The organism is Streptomyces virginiae (assembly GCF_040638905.1).
GTDB lineage: Bacteria > Actinomycetota > Actinomycetes > Streptomycetales > Streptomycetaceae > Streptomyces > Streptomyces virginiae_B.
In genome coordinates, this window is record NZ_JBEZYV010000001.1 from 241,673 (window position 1) to 255,474 (window position 13,802).

At 69.9% G+C, this 13,802-nt stretch carries 11 protein-coding genes and 6 pseudogenes; 5 read left to right on the plus strand and 12 right to left on the minus strand.

Annotated elements, in window-relative coordinates; genetic code table 11:
- Positions 1–58: 58 nt before the first annotated feature.
- Together AB0F82_RS01210 and AB0F82_RS01215 are read right to left on the minus strand one after the other, a co-directional pair.
- Positions 59–1,153, minus strand: coding sequence for a carboxylate-amine ligase (locus tag AB0F82_RS01210; RefSeq protein WP_362622450.1), 1,095 nt, complete (start codon positions 1,151–1,153; stop codon positions 59–61).
- Between the two features lie 336 nt (positions 1,154–1,489).
- Positions 1,490–1,891, minus strand: a complete 402-nt coding sequence (locus AB0F82_RS01215) for an ATP-binding protein (protein WP_362622453.1) — start codon at positions 1,889–1,891, stop codon at positions 1,490–1,492.
- A 452-nt stretch (positions 1,892–2,343) separates the two neighbouring features.
- Between AB0F82_RS01215 and AB0F82_RS01220 the strand changes: the two genes are divergently transcribed.
- Positions 2,344–3,561, plus strand: coding sequence for a PP2C family protein-serine/threonine phosphatase (locus AB0F82_RS01220; protein ID WP_362622455.1), 1,218 nt, complete (start codon positions 2,344–2,346; stop codon positions 3,559–3,561).
- Between the two features lie 536 nt (positions 3,562–4,097).
- Here the strand turns inward: AB0F82_RS01220 and AB0F82_RS01225 are convergent.
- The 3 genes and pseudogenes from AB0F82_RS01225 to AB0F82_RS01235 form a co-directional block, all read right to left on the minus strand.
- Positions 4,098–4,262: pseudogene (locus AB0F82_RS01225) on the minus strand (pirin); the annotation flags it as partial.
- Between the two features lie 325 nt (positions 4,263–4,587).
- A complete protein-coding gene (locus AB0F82_RS01230) occupies positions 4,588–5,034 on the minus strand; it encodes an LppU/SCO3897 family protein (protein WP_362622458.1) in 447 nt (148 codons plus the stop codon).
- Positions 5,035–5,395: 361 nt separating this feature from the next.
- Positions 5,396–6,058: a TetR/AcrR family transcriptional regulator gene (locus AB0F82_RS01235; protein ID WP_362622461.1), complete on the minus strand. Its 663-nt coding sequence runs from the start codon at positions 6,056–6,058 to the stop codon at positions 5,396–5,398.
- Between the two features lie 62 nt (positions 6,059–6,120).
- Here AB0F82_RS01235 and AB0F82_RS01240 point away from each other — a divergent pair, with 62 nt between their 5' ends.
- Positions 6,121–6,741 carry a class I SAM-dependent methyltransferase gene (locus AB0F82_RS01240; RefSeq protein WP_362622464.1) on the plus strand — a complete coding sequence of 207 codons (621 nt, stop codon included), beginning with the start codon at positions 6,121–6,123 and terminating at the stop codon, positions 6,739–6,741.
- Positions 6,742–6,892: 151 nt separating this feature from the next.
- On the opposite strand, the gene AB0F82_RS01245 is transcribed toward AB0F82_RS01240, so the two are convergent.
- Positions 6,893–7,144, minus strand: coding sequence for a hypothetical protein (locus AB0F82_RS01245; protein ID WP_362622467.1), 252 nt, complete (start codon positions 7,142–7,144; stop codon positions 6,893–6,895).
- A 95-nt stretch (positions 7,145–7,239) separates the two neighbouring features.
- A complete protein-coding gene (locus tag AB0F82_RS01250) occupies positions 7,240–8,226 on the minus strand; it encodes a GNAT family N-acetyltransferase (RefSeq protein ID WP_362622469.1) in 987 nt (328 codons plus the stop codon).
- Between the two features lie 52 nt (positions 8,227–8,278).
- On the opposite strand from AB0F82_RS01250, the pseudogene AB0F82_RS01255 reads away from it, so the two are divergent.
- A pseudogene (locus AB0F82_RS01255) lies at positions 8,279–8,869 on the plus strand (TetR/AcrR family transcriptional regulator); the annotation flags it as partial.
- A gap of 63 nt (positions 8,870–8,932) precedes the next feature.
- Positions 8,933–9,442, plus strand: a pseudogene (locus AB0F82_RS01260) (putative immunity protein); the annotation flags it as partial.
- A 258-nt stretch (positions 9,443–9,700) separates the two neighbouring features.
- Here AB0F82_RS01260 and AB0F82_RS01265 read toward each other — a convergent pair.
- From AB0F82_RS01265 to AB0F82_RS01285, 5 genes and pseudogenes are all read right to left on the minus strand, one after another.
- The gene (locus AB0F82_RS01265; protein WP_362623398.1) at positions 9,701–10,210 is read right to left on the minus strand and encodes a DoxX family protein; all 510 of its coding nucleotides are present in this window, start codon (positions 10,208–10,210) and stop codon (positions 9,701–9,703) included.
- 107 nt (positions 10,211–10,317) lie between these two features.
- Positions 10,318–11,127: pseudogene (locus tag AB0F82_RS01270) on the minus strand (APC family permease); the annotation flags it as partial.
- 43 nt (positions 11,128–11,170) lie between these two features.
- Positions 11,171–11,527: pseudogene (locus tag AB0F82_RS01275) on the minus strand (FAD-dependent oxidoreductase); the annotation flags it as partial.
- Positions 11,524–12,340: pseudogene (locus AB0F82_RS01280) on the minus strand (aquaporin). The pseudogenes AB0F82_RS01280 and AB0F82_RS01275, both read right to left, overlap by 4 nt.
- A gap of 9 nt (positions 12,341–12,349) precedes the next feature.
- On the minus strand, positions 12,350–13,315 hold the full coding sequence (locus tag AB0F82_RS01285) for a pirin family protein (RefSeq protein ID WP_362622472.1): 966 nt from the start codon (positions 13,313–13,315) through the stop codon (positions 12,350–12,352).
- Positions 13,316–13,433: 118 nt separating this feature from the next.
- Between AB0F82_RS01285 and AB0F82_RS01290 the strand changes: the two genes are divergently transcribed.
- On the plus strand, positions 13,434–13,784 hold the full coding sequence (locus tag AB0F82_RS01290; protein ID WP_362622475.1) for a tetratricopeptide repeat protein: 351 nt from the start codon (positions 13,434–13,436) through the stop codon (positions 13,782–13,784).
- Positions 13,785–13,802 lie beyond the last annotated feature (18 nt).

Consider the following 13,802-nt stretch of genomic DNA (forward strand, 5'->3'; position numbering starts at 1 on the left):
TCTCAGACCGCAGGCGTGAGGCGTGGACAGAACGCAGCGCGGTGGTCGAAGCGGGGTGTCAGGCGGTGGGTGCCGCGTCGGTGATCAGTGCCAGGAGGATCGGCAGGCCGCCCTCGGCCAGGGCACGCCGCTGCCGATCTGCTGGAGTGCCCTCGCGCAGCAGGCGGTGCGCCAGGGCGCTCACCTCCCGCAGATCCCCGGCGTCCTCCAGGACTGGTGCGATGTAGTGCATGAGCGCATGCACGACGTCACCACTGCTGTGCGGGTGGCCGGTGAGGTCCAAGAGCGTGCTGTTCAGGCCGTGGCGGGCCGCATGCCAGTTGCCCGCCTGCAGGATTTCCGGAGGGCACGGCGGTGGAGGTGGCTTTCCGGTCTTCTCGTCGGCAATCGCCGTGGCGACCAGTGCCCGAACCATGCCGGCGATCATCACCGCGTCGTCGGCCCGGAGCTGGACGTCGGGGCAGCGGACCTCCACGGTGGGGTACCGGTCGGACAGCCTGGCCTGCCAGTACACCTGCCCTCGGTCGGCGATCACACCGGACTGCACGAGCGCGTCCAGGCGCCGCCCGTAATCGGCGAGCCCGGCGAAGTGCGGGGGCGGACCGCTGACCGGCCACCGGCCGAAGACGACGGTGCGCCAACTTGCGAAGCCGGTGTCCCGACTGTCCCAGAACGGCGAGTTCGCGGACACGGCCAGCAGGGTCGGGAGCCACGGCCGGATCCGATTCAGCACGGCCACCCGGGTGTCCGCGTCGGGAATGCCCACGTGGACGTGCATCCCGCAGATCAGCTGCTCGTCGACCAGTTGTCGCGCCTCGCCCTGCATCCGCAAGTACCTGGGTTTACGCGTGACCGGCACGGCCGAGGTTCCTCGCACCGGCGCCGCTCCCGTCGCCGCGATCCGGCAGCCGTGCACCTCGGCAGCCGATGCCAGGGCGTGTCGCAGCCGCAGCAGATGGCCTCCGACCTCATCAAGCCGGCGACAGACGGGGGTGGCTACCTCGATCTGGGCCTGGAGCAGCTCCTCCTGCACCTCGCCCTCCTCCGCGAGGAGACCGATACCGGCCGTACCGCGCACTTCTTCCACGAGCGGAGCGGGGATGCCCGCTGGGCCGACCAGCAAGTACTCTTCCTCGACTCCCACCGTGAGCATGTCCTGCGGCTACCCGCCCGTTCTTTGATCACCCCAGCAGGGACGGTCAGGCGGTGGGCCGGGGTCTGCGACCCGCACGTCGACGTCCTGGGGCACTGCACGCGGGACGGATCATCGCGCGGGCCAGTACCGCGGCGGAGATCAACTGCCGTGGAAACCGACGCCACGCCCACGCCCCCGGACAGCAGGGCAGGCTCCGCCGCTCATCCGACGGGCGCCGCGGCGGTGAGGGCCTGCCTCCGTACTAGGACAGGCCGTAGACCTGCGACCCGTCGACAAGGGGGATCGAAGTGGCCTCGAATCGACCTCGCGAGACCCCCTGAGCCAAGAGAAGGCCTAGGTGCGGCCCAGGTGGACGTGGATGGTCTTGCCGCCCTGTTCCCCGAGGTGACGCACGTCGACCTCTGTGCCGAGTCGGTTGACGAGGTGCCAACCCCATCCGCCTTCACCCCGCTGACCGGGGTTCTTGAGTCGGGGATCGGCACTACTGGTGTCGCTGACATCGACGTCCAGCCCGCCGTCGGGTGTCCTGTGCAATTCCAGCACGCAGCCCCCGGACGTGTGGCGGACGGCGTTGGTGACCAGCTCGCTGATCACCAACAGGGCCGTATCGCATGCGACGGGCGTGAACGCGCGGGCACCCGCGTGGGACGGCCGCAGGAAGCCGCGCGCTGCACTCCTGGCAGCAGCCGCGGCACCCGGACCGTTCAGCTCCAGGTGCACGAGGGGGAGGGGCATGGGTCGGCTCCGAAGGCTTCGACGGGTCCAGGGGCGCACTGGGCGACGCCCTCCGTTGTGCCCCTGCCCGTTCCTGCCCGGCCCAGTCGCACACGCCGGCGGATACGGCGGCCATCAGGCCGGCGGGCTCTCACGTCACTCGTCCTGCTCAGCGTCCGCGGGCACCTTGCCGCGTAGGGGCAGCGGGACGCCTCGTGGGGTGAGGGCGGCGGGAAGCATGCCGCCGGCGGTGGCCGGCACGGCCTTGCCGCAGGCTCCCCCACAACGCTCCGTCTCGCTTGTCCCGGGACACGCGGGACGGAAAGGTCTCACCCGCCCCGGGCCCCCCACCGCCGGAATCCGTCCCGCCGTGCCGGTCGCTTTCGCGGCGAGGGAGGACGAGGATGGAGCAGGGGCCGCCGGTTGGAATCGAGGCGCGCGATGGCTCGTGACGCTGCGGAAGCAGCGCGGCAGTGACCGCGGAGGAGACCGTCCCGGCGGGGCCGGAGGGTCTGGGGCCCGTTCTCGCTTGGGTGCTCGAGCGCTCCCACGGTGCGTCCGCACTGCAGTTGCCCAGGGTGATCGGCGAGGCCGCCCGCCGGCTCGGGATCATGCGGACCCGTCTCTACCTGGCCGACCTGCAGCAGCGGCGGTTGCTGCCGCTGCCCCAGCCCGACCTCACGGCCGAGGAACGGGAAGGTCTCGACGTGGACAACTCCCTCGCCGGTCTGGCCTACCGCACCCAGGAAGTGCAGTCGACGCGTGGCGGGGACACGAGCTGGTTCCCCATGGTCGACGGCGTCGAGCGGATCGGCGTCATGCAGGCCCTCACCTCCAGCCCCGACCCCGGGCTGCCGGAGGCCGGCCGGGCGCTGGCGAGCCTGGCCACCCTCCTGGTGGTATCGAAGTCCACCCACCACGACCCGCTCGTCCAGCGGCAGCGCGTACGGCCGGTGACCCTCCAGGCCGAACTGCTGTGGGCGTTCCTGCCGCCCCGGACCATCGGCACCGACCTGGCCACTTCCTCCGCCGTACTGGAGCCGGCGTACGACATCGGGGGCGACGCCTTCGACCACAACTTCATCGACGAGGTCCTTCACCTGACGCTGGTCGACGCGATGGGCCACGACCTCGCTTCCGGGGGCGCCAGCGCCGCCGCTCTCGCCGCGTGCCGCTCCACCCGCCGCTCGGGCGGCAACCTCCCCCACATCGCCTGCGCCATCGACCGCACCCTGGCCCAGTGGATTCCGAACCGGCTCATGACCGCCGTCATCGCCGAACTCGACACCGTGCAAGGGGACTTCACCTGGATCAACTGCGGCCATCCGCCGCCGCTCCTCATCCGCGACGGCCACGTTCTGCAGAACGCCCTCGAACGCCCGGCCCATCTCCCCCTGGGCTTCGGCTTCCACACCCCCGACCCTCCGGCACAGGAACACCTGCGGCTCCAGCCCGGGGACCGCGTCCTGATGTACAGCGACGGCATCACCGAAGCGCGCTCCCCCGAGGGCGACCTCTTCGGCGAGAAACGCCTCGCCGACACCGTCATCCGCTCCACCGCCTCCGGCGACAACGCCCCCGAAGCACTGCGCCGCCTCGTCCGCAACGTCCTCACCCACCACCAGCACCACCTGCACGACGACGCGACGATCCTGCTCATCGAATGGCACCCCTCCCCCCGGGCACACTGACCACGCGGCTGCTCGGGACCCGCGGTGACGACGGCGGCGCCAGCCGGGGTCGGTGCCCTCCATCAAGGCCCGTTTCGCATACCGGTCGACGGCGGCTCCGGCCGGAAGAGCGAGGAGGAACCGGGAGAGCGAGGAGGAAGGTGGACAACCCATGAAGTGATTCACTTCGTCACTTTGTGCGCGTGATCGCGTTATGTGTGGCATCTCTCCTTCATGAAGCAGGCCACCATGACAAACGTGACGGGCTCTCATGCTCGCTGGGCCGTAGCGACGGTCCTTCTGTTGGCGTGTCTCGGATGTCTGCCGCTCAGCCACCTGGTGGGCGGTCTGCGAGACATGCGCCGCTCTCGCGCGCATGACCACTCCCAGACCCGCACCAATTGCCCCGGCAGCGTCGGGAGGCCGGCCGGCTGCAAACCTCGCCCTGCCTCTCGACCGTCCAGCCTAGAGTTGAGCCGATTCCGGCCCACCTGTCGGACACCACGGGGGTCGGGAGCGAGCATCGCACCCGACCTCGTCCTCTACGAACAAGCAGGTCAGCGCACCCGTCCGCGTGCCTTCAGGGGCACCGGCGGGAGTTGCGGAGCAGGGATCGGAGGGCCGTCGTAGCCCTTCACTTCGCCGTACCTCGTGCCTTCCATCCAGTCCGTGCGCGCCTGCACGATCTCCTCGTTGGAGCGCCCGATCCAGTTCCAGTACATCTCGGTGCAGCACGACGTTTTCGCAGGTCAAATAGGTTCCGGATCGCTGACGGTCAGCAAACTGTCAGCATCGGAATCCGAGGACGCCTCAGCGATGGCCGCCAAGACGCTCCCACGAGGCATGGGCAGCTTCTTCAAGGAGTGCGAGCACTCCCCTCCCGGTGGGCCAAGTGCCCCCACCCCTACAAGGCCCGCTACAGGGACACCGGCGGCAGACAGGCCGAGGAGTCGGGGTTCGCCACGGAGGACGAGGCGATCAACCGTTTGACCACTCTCCGGCCGGCGCCTACGGGAGCGGGCGGCGGCAGGAACCCGGACCGGTGGGTCAGAGCTTGGTGAAGCACATGGTGTAGTCGAACCCGCGGGACGCCGTGTGCTGGATGCCGTAGTCGAACTTCGGCCCGCACTTCATGCCCTCGCCGGGCAGGATCTCGCCGGTCTTGTACTGGGCCTCCGCCGAACCGCAGTCGACAATCGTCGGCACCGGCTTGCCCTGCGGGTCCTGCACCTTGACGCAGTCGCCGACCTTCGGCTCGTGAGTCTTGTCCTCTTCGTGCTGGGCGACAGCCGCGGCTTCCTTCTTCGCCTGGCCGCCGTTGGGGTTGGTGTTGTAGTCGTACACCCAGTAGCCGACACCACCAACTATCGCCAGGAAGATGACCATGGTGAGCAGCAGCTGGAGCACGTTCCCTTGCCGCGGCCGGTTCGGGCCCACAGGCGCCGGCTGCTGGGGCTGCCCATAGGGCTGCTGGTAGGACGGTGGTGTGGACATGGTGACCCCCATGGATCAGATACGGCACGGGAAGGGTCGCAGTGACGACCGTGCGCAGGTTACCGTCTGTGACTTACGGCCGATCAACCGCCTTGGCGTTCCCAACTGCGGTGTGCGGACACTACGGTTGGCCCAAGCTCGTTGCAGGGGAAAGACGTAGGAGCCCGGGCGCCGGCGCCAGATGGGTGATGACTAGTTCCGCCGCGACCAGGCGTAGCCGAGGGACTCGGCCAGCTCCCGGTCCCCGCCCTGGATGGGCCAGGCGCCCCACGCACCGGCTCTTCGGACCCGCGCGGAGCCTGAAGCGTTCGGCCTCCCGGGAGGAACGGGAGCGAACCGCCAGGGCATCGTCCCGGGTGGCCTACTCGTGGTCGGTGCAGAGGTGGGTAGTCAGGGCCACGCAGGCCCACTCTTCCCAGGCGTCGGGGGACCAGCCCCGGTCGCGGACAAAGATCAGGTATAGCTCCGGACTGAGCAGCCCGTACAGCAGGTCGGCGGCGCGGGCGGTATCGACGTCGGGGCGCGCGTCGGGCTTGGAGGTCAATGCCTTCGCTGCGGCGTGCTGGACGGTATAGCGCGGGTCAGGGCCGGCGGGCCACTGCGCGGCGATCTCCGGGTCCGTGGCCGCCGCAGCCGCGATCAGCGGCATGATCGGGGCGACACGGCCAAGGATGTCGCGTACACCCCGCACGTGGATGCGCAGTTGCCCGGCCGCAGTGGGTTCGGCGCACGCCGCGCGGAACCAGTCTCGGTCCATCGTGGAGACCGGCTCGGCGTCGCCCGCGATCGACGTGTCGACGACGTCCTTGAACAGCGCGCGCTTGTTGCGGAACACGAAGTACACGGTCTGGACTGCCACGCCCGCGCGATCCGCAACCTCCTGAAGGCTTGTCGCACCGTACCCCTGCGCGACGAACAGCTCCCGCGCCGCCGCAACGATCTTCTCGCGGGTACGCCGCGAGCGCTCAACCCTCTTGTCGGGGCGCTTGACGTTCTGTCCGTCGGATCCCTTGACCACATCCATGCCGAGAGTCTATCTCTAGAGTCAAACATTAGAGGTGGACTCTAATTTCTTGGAGGGTAGCGATGAGTGAGACTCGGACTGCTGCAGAGCTCGACCAAGAGGCTTCTGTGCGCGGTGTGTTGGAGGACTTCTACCGAGACGGTAAGCCGCCGTGGGACAGCGGTGTCACGCCGCCCGAGCTCGTGGCTCTGATAGAGGGGCCCGGCGCGTTAATGGCGGGCCGGGTGCTCGAACTCGGCTGTGGCACCGGGACCAACGCCGTGTACCTGGCCCAGCACGGCTGGCAGGTGACCGCCATCGACCTGGTCGACCGCGCAGTCCGGCAGGCGAGGGAGAAGGCCGCCGCGGCCGGAGCGGACATCACGGTGCTGTGCGCGGACGCCACCCGACTCGACGAGGTGGGCGCGCCCGGGCCGTACGACCTGTTCTTCGACCTGAGCTGCTACTGCGGGATTCCACCGCACCGCCGCGACGGCTACGCCGCCGGCGTCACCAAGCGTGCCGCCCCCGGTGCACGATTGCTGATGTTCGGGTACGGGCCCGGGGCGTTTGACGACTCGTGGTCCGGCGTCACTGCGGACGAACTCAACACCAGGTTCGCTGGGTGGCAGCTGGCTGACGTGACGCCGGGCACGAACCCGGTCCCGACTTTCTGGTTCACACTGCGCCGCGCCGCCGCATGAGTTGAGGCTGCAAGAGAAGCAGTGTGACTCCGATCATGTCGGATTGCATCTCTGACCAGCGGGAACATAGCGACACCGCCCGAGGCGGAGGCCGCGTCGGCAGGCATGGATGACCGGTTCCTAAACGAGCTCGTGGCCATGCCGTCTGTTGTCAGGCTGCGGCGATGGGGGTGAGGTCGGCTTGGAGCCGGCGGATCGCGCCTTTGCTGCTGTTCCAGTCGGCACCCCCTGGGAGGGCCTGCTGGGGATGCGGGGTGCCCACGGCGGCGTGCAGGTGGGCGGCGGCCTTTGCCGCGACGGTACGGTCAGCGGGCGTCACGGCCCACGCCTGATCCCGAATCAGCCGTCCGGCCTCCTCCACCAGTCCTTCGATATCCGACCACCATGTGTCCGCGCCCGTCACGCACGCAGTCGGTGAGCGCGCCCACCGACTGGCGGGCTGCCGGTGCGCTCACCGGCGCCGCCGGCCGGGGAGCGCACTCGCGCTTGACCGTGTAGTCATGCCGTAGTGGTTGCCGCCACGTCGTCCCAGGCCAGCGAGGCGATACGCCATCCTGCCGGAGTTCGAAGGAACTGGGTGGTCTTGTGGCCGGAGCCCTGGAACGCCTCACCATGGTGGATGCCGGACTTGCGGTATCGGCTGAGCCGGTGCGCTATCGATCCGAGAATCTCGGTACTTTCGGATACCTCCCATTCGGAGAACTCCGTCAGCGTTCCGTCCGTGAGCATCTTCTGGCGGGGTTCGATAAAGGCGTCGAGGTCGTAGATCACGGGCTCGCCCCCGACGTTCGAGATGATCCTGCCCTGGGGGATGAAGACGTCGCGGATGACGTCGAGATCAGGACGTCTGCCGCGGGTGTTGGTAAACGCGCCGGCGAACACTGCCATCAGCCGATCGAGCTCGGCCTTGACACCGGCCTCGGGCGCTTCGGACGCCTCACCGGGGCAGGGCCATTCCTCGGAAAGGACTGACCAGACTTCGCTGTCGTGCCGCACACCGCGGTGGGCAGAGCGCCGCCGCAGCACTCCTTCACGGGTCATGCCCAACCGGCGTGCGACATCGACGCTGCGGGTGTTGCCCGCCGCGACCCACCATTCGACGCGGCTCATCCCCCGTGTACGGAAGGCCCAGTCGATCAACGCCCGGCAGGCCCGGGTGACCAGACCCCGCCCCTCCCCCGCCCGCTCCAGCCAGCAGCCGATCTCGCAGACCCCGGAGGCACTGTCGAAGCGGGTGAACATCACCCCGCCGACCAGTGTGCTGTCGAGCCAGATCCCGTAGATCCGGCCGGTGTCCAGGGCCGCACGGTCGGCATAGCGCTGGAGGGTGGCCGCAGCCGAGTCACCGTCGGTGCTCAACGCAGCCCAGGGTATCCACGGATCCACAATGTCCCGTGCGCGGTCCATATGAGCGAGGAATTCCTCGGCCTGCCAAGGCTCGAGGGAGCTGAGTTGGGCCCGGTCGCCGAGCGGCATGGTGAACATGGAAGCCTCACTCTCGGGTGCGTAACAAGCGTTCGGTACGTAAGCTAGCAGCATGCCACCCGCACCCGGAGACCGAGAAGCCCGCCGCCAGGACGTTTCCGAGGCGGTCTGGCGCGTCATGGCCGAGAAGGGATTCGGTGGCCTGACCCTGCGTGCGGTCGCCGCCACCATGGACGTCTCGACCGGAATGCTCATGCACTACTTCCCGACGAAACGAGCCCTGATCCAACATGCCTTGGACCTGCTGGAGCACCGCACCGCACACAGGCCCCGCCGCGCACGTCCCGGACCCGGCCTCGCCACCGTACGCGCCGCCCTCCTGGACATTCTGCCGCTGACCTCGGACGACACTGCCCGCAACCGCATCTGGGTCAGTTCCTGGGACCTCTCCCTCGCCGACGAGGAACTGGCCAGGCAGCAGGCCGACCGATACACCCGCCTCCGCTCGGCCATCAGCCCCCACTTCGAGTCCGCGCGCGACCTCGGCCAGCTGCCCGCGGACGCCGATCCGGAACAACTGGCGGCAGCCGCCGTCGCCTTCACGCACGGCCTCGTCGTGCAGGCCCTCTTCGACCCCGGCCGATTCCCTGAAGATGTACAGATCGCCATGCTCGACGACTTCCTCACTGCGATCGCAAGGCCACGGGTCGACAGCAACGGCAGCCGAGCCGCCCCGGACCGAAGCGAGATCGTTCTGACCAAGCAGGACCTTCGTGAGATCGCCGCGTTCGCTGCGGCCTGTGCTGAGGCGGCGCTTGAGGTGTTCGAGGCCGATCAGCCGGACGACTCACGGCCTCGAGACGCCATCAGTGCCGCGTGGGAGTTCGCTCGGGGCGGCGAACGCGGGAAGTCGCTGCGCGACACCGCATCCGCCGCCCTCAAAGCGGCCAAGGACGCGGACACTGCCGCTGCCCGAGAGGCAGCGTGGGCAGCGATGTCTGCGGCAGGAGCCGCCTACCTGCATCCTTTGGCCAAGGCCACCCAGGTCAAGCACATCCTCGGAGCCGGCGCCTACGCGGCCAGAGCAGCCGAACTCGTCGCCGGCGAGGACCGGACCGTTGGTGCCGAAAGCATCAGGCAGACGGTGCATCGTGCGACACCAGTCGTCATCGACGTACTCAAACGCTTCCCGGCAGCGCCGAGTGGCGGCGGACGCGTTGGCGAGTTGATCCGCATGCTGGACGCTGACCTTCGCTCACTCACCATCGCTGACTGACTTTCAGCGACCAGCCGGACCGGCGCCCTGACGGGTGAGGGCGCGCCCACGGTGAGCCGGTCCAGGCGCTCGTACAGGGCACAGATGAGGCTGGCCCGGTCGCGGGCGGAGCACATGGTTCCCTCCGGTGCGGCCAGGAGACGGTCGGCGTCTGCTTCGAGCACTACACCAGCACCGGCCCGGACCAGCTCTCCGGCGGCATCGCGGCCAAGCTGAATCCGGGCCTGGCGCTGCTGGCCGACCCGAGGTCCTACTGCGTCAGTGCCGAGCCGGCTGCGGCTCCGCCGCCGGGATGCCGGTGGACGGTCGACGCATACGAGCATCGAGCGAGTAGGCACCCGCGCCCACGATCAGCAGGAAGAGGCTGCCGCACAGTTGGGCGAGGTCGGTGCGGGACTCGTGGATGAAGGCCCACCAGCCTGACTTGCCGGTGAACAGCGGCGCGTTGCCCCACAGGATGGGCAGCTTGGTAATGAGCAGGGCGCCCACCATGTCGACGACCATGGGGACGGCGGCGAGCCGGGTGAGCAGTCCGGCCAGGATCAGCACGCCGCAGCCGATCTCGAAGACCCCGTCCAGGGGGCCGAAGAACCCTGGGGCCGGGATGCCGGCCTTGTCGAAGCGGCCGGTGCCCAATTGGTCGGGGTAGAGGAACTTCTGAATGCCCTCGAAGAGGAATACCGCCCCGACGTAGAGGCGGATGAGGATCGTCGCCGAGGGCGCGTCCGTGGAGGTCAGCCGGGTCTGCCAGTCATTGAGCTGCGTCATACGACGATGTCTCTCTGCCGTCGGGGATGTACCGGTTGGCGACATCGTCCCGCGGGGCAGACCGGCGTCGACGGCTCTGCGTATCTCCGGTGTGGCGAGTGGCCGGGCTACGCTTCCCGGCGCCCGGTGACCGTACGGCGGATGCCGTAGGCAGCGGCGCCGACCGCCAGCACAGCGGCACCGGAGATCACGGAGGAGAGGGGCAGGGCGAAGGCCAGGATCAGGCAGCCGGCCAGGCCGGCCACCGGGATGATCCGGGCGGGGCGGCCCTCGGCCGGGCTGAGTGTCCAGGCAGAGGCGTTGGCGATGGCGTAGTAGGCCAGTACGCCGAAGGAGGAGAAGCCGATCGCCCCGCGTACGTCCGTCGTCGCCGCGAGCACGGCCACCACCGCCCCGACCACGAGTTCGGCGCGGTGGGGCACCTTGTACCGCGGGTGGACGGCGGCAAGGGCGTGCGGCAGGTGCCGGTCGCGGGCCATGGCGAGGGTGGTGCGGGAGATGCCGAGGATCAGCGCCAGGAGCGAGCCGAGCGCGGCGACGGCAGCGCCGACGCGCACGACCGGAGCCAGCCAGTCCACACCCGCCGCCCGGACCGCGTCCGACAGCGGTGCGGTCGCGCCCGCCAACTTCACGGGGCCGAGCACCGTCAGGACGGCGACCGCGACGAGGACGTAGACGCCCCAGGTGATGCCCAGGGCCAGCGGGATGGCCCGGGGGATGGTGCGGGCCGGGTCGCGGACCTCCTCGCCGAGGGTGGCGATGCGCGCGTACCCGGCGAACGCGAAGAACAGCAGGCCGGCGGCCTGGAGCACACCGCCGAACGTAGCGTCCGAGCCGATGTCCAGGCGGACGGCATCCGAGGTGCCGGAGGTGAACAGAGCGACCACCACGGCGGCCAGCACGGCCAGGGCAGGGGCGCCCCCAGGTGCCGGTTGCGCTGATCAGGGCCCGGGCCGTCCACGTGCCGGAGTCCGTCTCGACACGGAGGAAGGGTCCGTCGTCGTGGACGGTCTCGACGCGCACACCCCGCTGGACGGGGAGCTCGTACCGCTTCTCGTAGTCGGCGAGGTACTCCGGGACGTGCCCCAGGTCCGGGAAGGTCTTTTCTGCCTGGGCCGGCATGAGGCGTCCGGGCAGGGACGAGTAGGCGGCGGGCGAGAACAAGTGCAGGGAGTCCCAGCCGTGCTGCCAGGCCCCACCGGGGGTGGCCTGGGCGTCGAAGACGGTGAAGTCGATGCCCGCCCGGCGCAGGTAGTAGCCGGCGGCGAGCCCTGCTTGGCCGCCGCCGACGACCACCACGTCCGCGTGCCGCGTCATGCGGCGGACTGCCCGCTGTCGGTTTTGGAGCGCATGAAGATGACCGCCACCAGGGCCAGGCCCACAACCACACCCACCAGCTGCATGGCGATGAAGCCCGCCACCGATGCGGGGGCGATGCCCGCGAAGGTGCCGGTAAAGGCGCGGCCGATGGTCACGGCCGGGTTGGCGAAGGAGGTGGAGGAGGTGAACCAGTACGCGGACCGATGTACGAGGCGACGGCGACGGGTGCGAACCGGAGCCGGTCGGTGCGGGCCAGGCCGAAGATCAGCAGGATCAGGCCGGCGGTCGCCACGACCTCGCCGAGGAGTAGGTTTCCGGCGGAGCGGTCGTGGGTGGACCACTTCACCAGCGGCTCGCCGAACATCGCGTCCGCGAGGATGGCGCCCGCGATCGCACCGGCGATCTGAGACGGCACGTACACGGCGAGCTCGCGGGGGGGGTGACGCCGGCGCCGCCGCGGCGGGCGGTCCACCACTCGGCCAACGTGACGGCCGGGTTGAAGTGGGCACCGGAGACCGGGCCGAGCAGGGTGATGAGCACGCCGAGGCCGAAGACGGTGGCCAGGGAGTTCGCCAACAGCTGCAGGCCGACGTCCTGGGTGAGTTCGGTGGCCTGGATACCGGAGCCGACCACGACCGCGACCAGCGCGGCGGTGCCGCCGAGTTCGGCGGCGGCGCAGGCGATCAGCGGGGTGCGGGGCGGGGTCGCGCCGGGCGCGGGCTGAGGCGACGCGTCGGCGGCTATGACAGCCTCCGCTGCGGGGGCGGGGGCGGCGACGGGCTCGCACTCACGCGATCCCGCTTCCGGCATCAACAGAGGTCAGCGCACACGACCCCGAGGTTTCAGGCGAGTTGTGGGAAGCTCTGGAGCCGGAATCGGAGGGCCGTCGTAGCCCTTGACCTCGCCGTAGCGGGTCCCGTTCATCCAGTCTTCGCGGGCCTGTGCGATGTCCTCTTGGGACCGTCCGATCCAGTTCCAGAACATCACGATCTCCTCCTCGAACGGCTCGCCGCCCAGGAGCATCAGGCCCGCGTCCGAGGCTGCGCGCAGGGGGAGTTCCGTACGGCCGCAGCCGAGGTAGAGCATCGAGCCCGGGAGGACCGGGACGCCGTCGACGTGGGCTTCGCCCGACATCGACAGGACGGCGTACTCGAAGTCCGGGTCCAGCGGGAGGCGGGTCTGCGTGCCCGCCGCCAGGGCCAGGTCCGCGCCCACGATCGGGGTGTACGCCGTGCCGGGCGAGGTGGCCGCGTCCAGGGTGCCGAGGATCACCGTCGCCGTCAGGCCCGGGGCCGTCACCCGCGGCAGGTCCGCGTGGTGCTGGAAGTGCGGTTCCACGTTGCGGTGGGCGTCGGGCAGGGCCACCCACAACTGGGCGCCGTGCAGGAAACGCGCGTGCGGGCGCGGGCTCTCCTCGGAATGGCTGATGCCGCGGCCGGAGGTCATCAGGCCCAGCTCGCGCGGGCGGATCGTCTCCAGGCTGCCGACGCTGTCACGGTGCAGCACCTCGCCCTCGTGGAGCCAGCTCACCGTCTGGAGCCCGGAGTGCGGGTGCGGCGCGACCTGCATGCCGGGCTCGTCGGCGATGTCGTCCGGACCGTAGTGGTCCACGAAGCACCAGGCGCCCACCATGCGGCGGCCCAGGTTCGGCAGGAGTCGGCGTACCTCGGTGGACTCCCCCAGCTTGACCGTGCGCGGGCTGAGGAGCTCGCGCACCGGTTCGGCCACGACGAATCCGCGGCCGCCGCAGGCGGAGAGAGCGGGCTGGCGATCGAGATTGCTCATGGGCACAACCTAGCCCCGCCGGGGCGGCCGTGTTGAGTGGAATGTTCCGGAGGCCAAGCGTGTTCGAGGCAGCGGACGAACCACCTGAACGAACCACCTGAACGGCGGAAGGAACACGATGAACGCGCCGGAGGAGTACTTCGAGCACGGGACGGCAGCCGAGCGCTGGGCGCGCGCCCAGCTCTTCTTCGAAGCGCGGGAGTACGCGACGGCCGCCCGCATCCTGGAGCCGCTGGCGGGCGGGGCCCCCGAGCAGCTCGCCCCGCGGCTGCTGCTGGCCCGTGCCTACTACCACTCCGCCCAGCTCTCCCGCGCCGAGCGCGAGCTGCGCGCCGTACTGGAGCGCTGGCCGGTGGAGGACTACGCCCGGCTCATGCTCGGTCGCACTCTGGAGCGCATGGGGCGGCCCGGCGAGGCCCGTCCCCACCTGCGGATGGCGGCCGCGATGGCCGGCGAGTTCCCCGAGTAGCCGCCGTACTGCGACGGC

What these genes read in the sequence shown, in the direction of transcription:
- AB0F82_RS01210 (WP_362622450.1), bottom strand. Translation starts at nt 1,153, where the DNA reads ATGCTCACGGTGGGAGTCGAGGAAGAGTACTTGCTGGTCGGCCCAGCG.
- AB0F82_RS01215 (WP_362622453.1), bottom strand. Translation starts at nt 1,891, where the DNA reads ATGCCCCTCCCCCTCGTGCACCTGGAGCTGAACGGTCCGGGTGCCGCG.
- AB0F82_RS01230 (WP_362622458.1), bottom strand. Translation starts at nt 5,034, where the DNA reads ATGTCCACACCACCGTCCTACCAGCAGCCCTATGGGCAGCCCCAGCAG.
- AB0F82_RS01235 (WP_362622461.1), bottom strand. Translation starts at nt 6,058, where the DNA reads ATGGATGTGGTCAAGGGATCCGACGGACAGAACGTCAAGCGCCCCGAC.
- AB0F82_RS01240 (WP_362622464.1), top strand. Translation starts at nt 6,121, where the DNA reads ATGAGTGAGACTCGGACTGCTGCAGAGCTCGACCAAGAGGCTTCTGTG.
- AB0F82_RS01250 (WP_362622469.1), bottom strand. Translation starts at nt 8,226, where the DNA reads ATGTTCACCATGCCGCTCGGCGACCGGGCCCAACTCAGCTCCCTCGAG.
- AB0F82_RS01265 (WP_362623398.1), bottom strand. Translation starts at nt 10,210, where the DNA reads ATGACGCAGCTCAATGACTGGCAGACCCGGCTGACCTCCACGGACGCG.
- AB0F82_RS01285 (WP_362622472.1), bottom strand. Translation starts at nt 13,315, where the DNA reads ATGAGCAATCTCGATCGCCAGCCCGCTCTCTCCGCCTGCGGCGGCCGC.
- AB0F82_RS01290 (WP_362622475.1), top strand. Translation starts at nt 13,434, where the DNA reads ATGAACGCGCCGGAGGAGTACTTCGAGCACGGGACGGCAGCCGAGCGC.